The following is a 6,483-nucleotide window of genomic DNA, read 5'->3' as shown; positions in this document are numbered from 1 at the left end:
AGTTTTTTTAATTGTTTACGTTTTTTAATGAATGAAAATACGGCTCATTTTTTTAAATAAAACATTTATAAACAATACAAGATTCAAACTATAATAACAACAATAAAATAGTTGTTGATACTTTAAATTAAACCAATAAAGTTTATGATTTAGTATTAAAAGACAATTAAAATGTTGTGTTAGTTTATTTTTTATTTTTTTGACAAAACCTATTTCTTTACTGAAATAGGTTTTTGTGTTTTATACACTTAACCAGACTCTTGATTCTTGGTTTAGATAGCGTTAAGAAATGTATAAATAGCCTTGAAAATGTGATAGTTGAATTTTATTTGATTAAATTTACTAAACTAACTTATAAAAAAAATCTTATGAAAGCAGTGCGTTTTTTTGGACATAAAGATGTTAGAATTGTAAATGATTTAGAAAAACCATCTCCAAAGGGCGATGAGGTATTATTAAAAATTGGAGGTGCTGGAGTATGCCATTCAGACTTGCATATAATAGATGATGGTATTGTATCTGGTGTTACTTTTACACTGGGACATGAAAACGCAGGCTGGATAGAAGAAATAGGAGAGGATGTAAAAGGATTTAAAAAAGGAGACGCAGTTTTAGTCTATGGTCCTTGGGGATGCGGACATTGTAAACCTTGTCAGCATTCTAATGAAAATTACTGCGACCATCAGTCTGAAATGGCTTTTGGCGGCGGTCTTGGTTTAAATGGTGGAATGGCTGATTATATGCTGGTACCTTCATCGCGTTTGCTGGTACCAATTCATGATTTAGATCCTGTGATTGCAGCTCCTTTAACAGATGCAGCTTTAACACCGTATTCAGCTATAAAGAGATCATTGCATAAGTTAATGCCAGATGAGTACGTAGTTGTAATTGGCGTTGGCGGATTAGGTCATGTGGCTCTTCAAATTTTATCAGAAATGTGCGGCTCGACTATTATAGCCTGCGATATAACTCCAGAAAGACTCGAATTTGCTAAAAAATTAGGAGCTGCTTATGCCATTAATTCTATGGATAAAGATGCAGCTGAACAAATAAAGAAGATTACAGGAATTAAAAAAGCCAAAGTTGTAATTGATTTTGTTGGAGCAACTTCTACAATTGACTTAGGAACTAAAGTTGTTGGTTTAGATGGAGACTTAACAATCGTTGGTCTTGGCGGCGGAAATTATGAATACAATATGAATGGTCTGCCATTTGGTGTAAGTTTAACAAATCCTTATTGGGGTTCTAGAACTGAATTAATGGAAGTCATTGGGCTTGCGCTTCAAAAGAAGATTCATATTGAAGTCGAAAAATACAGTTTAGACCAAGCAGTTGAAGTTTATGATAAACTAAGACATGGACAAATAAAAGGGAGAGCAGTATTAATACCCTAATTATAATGTTGTAAAAAAGGAATGAAAGTGTGTAATAAAAAATAAAAATCTAATAGTAAATTTGACTTGCCTTTTACTATTCTAATGGTAAAATTAGAATTAATATTTTTAAGGAATAAGACTTGGCAAGCTCAAAAATAATAACTCAAAAAGTGTAATATCATGATACATCAAATTGACACAACTGATAATTTAGTTGCTTTTAGAGCATTGGCAGAAATGACAAAAGAAGATTTTTTGATTGTTGTAGTTCCTGCCGTCGAGCATTTGGTAAAGCAGACTAATGAGATTAATTTTTTACTGGTTTTAGATACTGAAGTAGAAAAATTTACAGCAGGCGAGTGGCTTCAAGAAGCACTGCTAGGTCTAAAGAATCTTGGAAAATGGAATAGAGCAGCGATAGTATCAGATTCTGAGGAGATAATTTCGCTTGCAAACGGATTCAGCTATGTAGTTCCGGGAGAATTTCACGGTTTTAGAAAAGAATCTTTTAATAAAGCATTAAACTGGGTAGAAGGGAATATCAATCTGGCCTAAAAATTTAATTCTAATTTTACTTTTAAACTAAAAAAAACACCTGCTAATTCACGATGTTATCTAATTATAACTTGTGAGTTGTCAGGTGTTTTTTGTTTTATATTTTAAGTATTCCTAAACTGAAACTTAAAGCGCTTCTTAATAATTATATTCGATACCGCTGCTGTCTGTTTTTTCTCTTTTCTCTTTAGATGTCTCTGTTATCTTTTTATAGCATGCAGCTGCAAGCAAAGGTACTGCAAGACTTCCTACTACTGCAGCCGTTTTATTTTGTCCGGCTTTTTTAAGTACAGCTCCAGCCAAAAGAGAACCTAATCCCGCAAATACTAAATGTTTAACAGATGGCCTATAGTCCTTGTAATCTTTTTTTTCAGGTTTAATTCCGTGTAATAATGGGTCTATAAAATTTAGTTTTTCCATAATTATGATAATTTTTTTAATGATACCTAATTTTGTCTAATGTAATAAAATTGTTACGTTTATTCTACTTTTAACTGTTGATTTTTTTTACGGATTGTTAAACCAGAAAGAAATCGTAAGATTATAAAGATCGGCGAAAATCTAGCCAAAATCAATCATCAGGCGGCGTTTAACAAAAGTTTATAATAGTAAACGATAAAAACGTTAATTGTATCCTAAAGCCTAGATTCTTACTTGCTAAAGGTGTTTTGTTCTAAAATTTAGCCGTTTTAGGCTCTAGGATGATTTTCAGGATAATGCTCGGCATCAAAATCACTTAAATCCTCATCTTCATCTAAATCCCTTTCTTTCTCTAGATCATTTTCAAAGTTTAGTTCATTAGTGCTGTTGTCCTTCTCTTGATTTGCTTTTTCACTATCATTAGTGATCGAATTATCTTCGTTTATAACTCGTTCTTCATTAGGAATGTTTTCCATTCTTATCGATTCATTTCTACTAAAATCAGAAGTTTGATTTCGTCCGTCATCGATAAACTCTTCTTGATATTGATATGGATCTTCGTCAGGTGAAAAATTTACTGTATAATCAAAATTTTCCTGATCCATAAAATCAGGGTCTCTAAGACCATAATCTTGGTTGTTTAGCTTTTTCATAACTTTTCTGTTTTTTCATTATTTCTTAGCTTCCAAAGTTTTTATATATTCCGAAAACAGAGAAAATAACCTCTTTTGTGGTTGATTTAGAGGAGTTTAATTCTCATTAGTTTTTGGCATATTTACAAAGGTACTTTAAAAATTGAAAATACTTTTATAGAAAAATAGATTATAGCTGCATAATTTTCAGGTACTTAGGTTTAGTTCTGAAATCAAAAGAAATTGCAGTCTGCAGTTAAGTAAAAACCTTAAAAAAGCCATAAAGAAAATGATCTTTATGGCTTCGGTCCAAAAAACTAACTTCTAAAATAAAGTGAATGATTTTTTATAGATATTTTCCCCAATTTTCCATCCTTAAATAATTCATCAAGTATTTCTTCCGCCTGATTATATGAAATATCTAAAATCACGGCATATTCTTTTGGAGCCAATGTTGGATAAATCTCAAAAAGAGATAATGGATTTTCATTTTTAAATGTCTTCTTTTTTGCTTCAGGATATAATGCCAGCAAAGCATTTTCATAATGAGCATATGGTTTAGAACCATAAACAGTAAGTTGATTGTTATTCTCATCAGCAAAAAATAAGGTAGGAAAACCTCTTACTCCAAGTGTTCTTGCTAAATTTAAATCCTCTTGAAAAAGTTTTTTAGCATCTCCCTCAGAATCACTTTGTAGTCTTGCAATATCAAGATTTGCAATTTTGGCCGCTTCAGCAATGTTTTCCCATTTAGCAATATTCTTTTTTTCGAGATATAATTTCTCACGAAGGATACGCATAAAAATGACTGCTTTTTCTTTATTCTGAATTTGAGCCGCTTTCATAGCAATGCAAGAAGGATAAGAAGAATTCAAAGGATCTTCAAGCCAAACATCGCCATCGATAGGCATTTGGTAATGCTGACTTGCTTCATCCCAATGATGCGCAACATCTGAGGGTTTACTGATTCCGCCGCTGTTGTAACTCCAGTCAGGCAGTAAACCGCCCATTTTGTAATCTATTTCAAAATATTCAGAATATTCCAGTTTTAGTTTTCTTAATTGCGGTTCAATTCCCCAGCATGAAGAACAAATAGGGTCTGTATAATAAATAATTTTTACAGGTTTATTTTCGGATTTAATAACCGTTGTTTCATTTGATGCTTTGCCAATTGGCATTTCGCACATACCGCTTTCAGGATCACACAGTAACGGATTTGTTTTATTATCGTTCATTCTAGAATTAGTTTGCGATTGACAGCTCGCACTGCAAATCAGGATTAATAACAGCGAAAGTATTTTCATAATTACTGTTTATAATTCTTGCTTTAGGTTTTAATTTATATTTTTACATAACAAAGCTCGCCTATATTTAATAACAAATCAATTAGTCTAAAAAAGATGACTACAGAAAGTAAAGCAGAAAAAGATAACGAATGTCCGGCACAAGCACTTTTGAAGTTATTATCAGGGAAGTGGAAACCAGAGATTTTTCTATTAGCAGTAGAGGGACCGCTGCGTTTCAATACACTTTTAAGAGATTTAAAAGGATCAAATAAACAATCGATCGCCGTTGCACTTCGTGAACTGGAAGATTTTGAACTTTTAGATAAAAAGGTTATCAAGCTAAAACCGCTTCACATTGAATATACGTTATCTGAGAAGGGAAAATCGTTGATTCCTGTTTTTAAGCAACTAGAATTGTTTTTGGAGAAATAGATTTTTTTTGAAGTATAAAGAAAACTTAAATAGATATGAAAAGACTGGTTTTAATTTTATTCATGCTGTTGCAATTTCCATTAAGTTTTGGGAGTAATCAAACAGAAGAGCCATCCTCACAGAAAATTATTGGAACTTGGTATGCCGACAGGAATCGAAATACAAAATGGGTTTTTACTCAAGACAGGAAAATCTATAATTATGATAAGGATGTTTTTAAAGTAATGTATGGTTATACTATTTCTCACCGCTGTCAAAACAATTCAAATGATACTATCGAATTTTTAACTTTCATGGACAGAGATGGTAATGAATTCTGTTTTAGAATAAATGGAATAAATGAGAATAAAAACGGAATTCTATCTCTTACTAAATTGGATAATGGAGAAACGCTCTTGTTTGTTAACAATTTAAATGTAACAACTGGAAGGTAATATTAAAAAAAATGTTTCGCTCCTCTGGAGCTTGAAATCATAGGGTATATAATCGCTATAAATATTATGCTTCTCTGGAGCATTTTTTTTTACTAAGTAGTCTAATTATACTAAACGTTTTTTCTAGTATTAAACTTTCATTAACAAAAACTAAAACTTCATTAGTTTATATTTGTGAGGCAAAAAAAACCTAAAGTATTGTGCCTCATGAAAATCAAGTCTATTTTTTATCTGTTTCTATTTGTTGTTTTTTCAGTTTCGTCGTATAGTCAAAATGTAAAACTGCTAACAATAGATCAGCTTAACGAAAGAATTGAAAAGGGAAAAGACAGTACTTATGTGGTTAATTTTTGGGCAACTTGGTGTGTGCCTTGTATAAAAGAATTACCTCATTTTGAAAAATTGAGTGCAGAACACAAATCAGATAAGTTGGCGGTATTACTAGTAAGTTTGGATTTTAAATCAAAGCTGAATTCGAATGTAATTCCGTTTGTGAAAAGAAAAATCTGAAAAACGAAGTATTTCTATTGAATGAAGGAAGTCCGCAGGAATTTATCGACCGCATCGATCCAAGCTGGTCAGGAAGTATTCCGGCGACTCTTTTTATAAAAAATGACAAGCGAAAGTTTGTTGAAAGTGAATTTACTTACGAACAATTATTAACTGAATATAAAAAACTGTAAATCCAAAAACCATGAAAAAATAATTCTTTTATTAACGCTGGCGTTCTCTGCCTTTTTAGCTCAGGCTCAAACTGCAACACTTAAAGCTGGTGATACCGCTCCAGATTTTAAACTAAAAAATGTAGATAATAAAGAGGTTTCTTTTGCAAGTTTTCCAAAAGCAAAAGGTTATATAGTAGTTTTTACGTGTAATACGTGTCCTTATGCAGTAGGTTACGAACAAAGAATAATTGATTTAGATAAAAAGTTCAAACCACAGGGATATCCTGTAATTGCAATTAATCCTAATGATCCAGAAGCTTCTAAAGCAGATACTTTTGATAAAATGCAGGATTTGGCAAAAGAGAAAAAATATCCTTTTCCATACTTGTTAGATCCAGGACAAAAAATTACCGATGAGTATGGTGCAAAACGTACGCCTCACATCTTTATAGTTTCTAAAACTGCAAAAGGAAATGTAGTAGAATATGTTGGTGCAATCGATAATGATCCAGAAGGCACAAAAGCAGATAAAGTAAAATATGCCGAAGATGTAATTGCAGCTTTAAAAAGCAATCAAAAACCTGCTGTAACACAAACTAAAGAAATTGGCTGTACTGTGAAAAGAAAAGCTAAAGCTTAATAATATTTGTTTTATAAATGAAAACGCCTCAAAATTTTGAGGC

10 protein-coding genes are annotated in these 6,483 nt (G+C 31.8%); 7 read left to right on the top strand and 3 right to left on the bottom strand.

Annotated features, from left to right (window positions below; genetic code table 11):
* The first annotated feature begins 368 nt into the window (after positions 1–368).
* Positions 369–1,394 carry an NAD(P)-dependent alcohol dehydrogenase gene (locus BOW55_RS15800; protein WP_129024896.1) on the top strand — a complete coding sequence of 342 codons (1,026 nt, stop codon included), beginning with the start codon at positions 369–371 and terminating at the stop codon, positions 1,392–1,394.
* Between the two features lie 162 nt (positions 1,395–1,556).
* Positions 1,557–1,931 (top strand): STAS/SEC14 domain-containing protein, encoded by a 375-nt coding sequence (locus BOW55_RS15795; RefSeq protein ID WP_089059331.1) that lies wholly within the window; start codon positions 1,557–1,559, stop codon positions 1,929–1,931.
* Positions 1,932–2,069: 138 nt separating this feature from the next.
* On the opposite strand, the gene BOW55_RS15790 is transcribed toward BOW55_RS15795, so the two are convergent.
* The 3 genes from BOW55_RS15790 to BOW55_RS15780 form a co-directional block, all read right to left on the bottom strand.
* Complete coding sequence (locus BOW55_RS15790) at positions 2,070–2,351, bottom strand: PrgI family protein (RefSeq protein WP_129024895.1); 282 nt, start codon at positions 2,349–2,351, stop codon at positions 2,070–2,072.
* A 269-nt stretch (positions 2,352–2,620) separates the two neighbouring features.
* Positions 2,621–3,004 (bottom strand): hypothetical protein, encoded by a 384-nt coding sequence (locus tag BOW55_RS15785; protein WP_129024894.1) that lies wholly within the window; start codon positions 3,002–3,004, stop codon positions 2,621–2,623.
* 296 nt (positions 3,005–3,300) lie between these two features.
* Positions 3,301–4,218 carry a DsbA family protein gene (locus BOW55_RS15780; protein ID WP_129024897.1) on the bottom strand — a complete coding sequence of 306 codons (918 nt, stop codon included), beginning with the start codon at positions 4,216–4,218 and terminating at the stop codon, positions 3,301–3,303.
* A gap of 165 nt (positions 4,219–4,383) precedes the next feature.
* Between BOW55_RS15780 and BOW55_RS15775 the strand changes: the two genes are divergently transcribed.
* From BOW55_RS15775 to BOW55_RS15760, 5 genes are all read left to right on the top strand, one after another.
* A complete protein-coding gene (locus tag BOW55_RS15775) occupies positions 4,384–4,701 on the top strand; it encodes a helix-turn-helix domain-containing protein (RefSeq protein WP_129024893.1) in 318 nt (105 codons plus the stop codon).
* A 35-nt stretch (positions 4,702–4,736) separates the two neighbouring features.
* The gene (locus BOW55_RS15770) at positions 4,737–5,135 is read left to right on the top strand and encodes a hypothetical protein (protein ID WP_129024892.1); all 399 of its coding nucleotides are present in this window, start codon (positions 4,737–4,739) and stop codon (positions 5,133–5,135) included.
* Positions 5,136–5,342: 207 nt separating this feature from the next.
* The gene (locus tag BOW55_RS21425) at positions 5,343–5,645 is read left to right on the top strand and encodes a TlpA disulfide reductase family protein (RefSeq protein WP_241686592.1); all 303 of its coding nucleotides are present in this window, start codon (positions 5,343–5,345) and stop codon (positions 5,643–5,645) included.
* Positions 5,646–5,662: 17 nt separating this feature from the next.
* Entirely contained in the window at positions 5,663–5,818 is a 156-nt protein-coding gene (locus tag BOW55_RS21420) for a hypothetical protein (protein ID WP_241686591.1), read from the top strand.
* Positions 5,799–6,440 (top strand): thioredoxin family protein, encoded by a 642-nt coding sequence (locus BOW55_RS15760; RefSeq protein ID WP_371414532.1) that lies wholly within the window; start codon positions 5,799–5,801, stop codon positions 6,438–6,440. The genes BOW55_RS21420 and BOW55_RS15760 overlap by 20 nt, the downstream gene beginning before the upstream one ends.
* Positions 6,441–6,483: the final 43 nt, after the last annotated feature.

This window comes from Flavobacterium sp. YO12 (assembly GCF_004119495.1).
Classification (GTDB): Bacteria; Bacteroidota; Bacteroidia; order Flavobacteriales; family Flavobacteriaceae; genus Flavobacterium.
The sequence above is the reverse complement of the archived record's forward strand: the minus strand, read 5'-3'. Positions and strand labels throughout refer to the sequence as shown.

Excerpts from the sequence above, each read along its gene's own strand:
- BOW55_RS15800 (WP_129024896.1), top strand. The coding sequence starts at position 369 with ATGAAAGCAGTGCGTTTTTTTGGACATAAAGATGTTAGAATTGTAAAT.
- BOW55_RS15795 (WP_089059331.1), top strand. The coding sequence starts at position 1,557 with ATGATACATCAAATTGACACAACTGATAATTTAGTTGCTTTTAGAGCA.
- BOW55_RS15790 (WP_129024895.1), bottom strand. The coding sequence starts at position 2,351 with ATGGAAAAACTAAATTTTATAGACCCATTATTACACGGAATTAAACCT.
- BOW55_RS15785 (WP_129024894.1), bottom strand. The coding sequence starts at position 3,004 with ATGAAAAAGCTAAACAACCAAGATTATGGTCTTAGAGACCCTGATTTT.
- BOW55_RS15780 (WP_129024897.1), bottom strand. The coding sequence starts at position 4,218 with ATGAACGATAATAAAACAAATCCGTTACTGTGTGATCCTGAAAGCGGT.
- BOW55_RS15775 (WP_129024893.1), top strand. The coding sequence starts at position 4,384 with ATGACTACAGAAAGTAAAGCAGAAAAAGATAACGAATGTCCGGCACAA.
- BOW55_RS15770 (WP_129024892.1), top strand. The coding sequence starts at position 4,737 with ATGAAAAGACTGGTTTTAATTTTATTCATGCTGTTGCAATTTCCATTA.
- BOW55_RS21425 (WP_241686592.1), top strand. The coding sequence starts at position 5,343 with ATGAAAATCAAGTCTATTTTTTATCTGTTTCTATTTGTTGTTTTTTCA.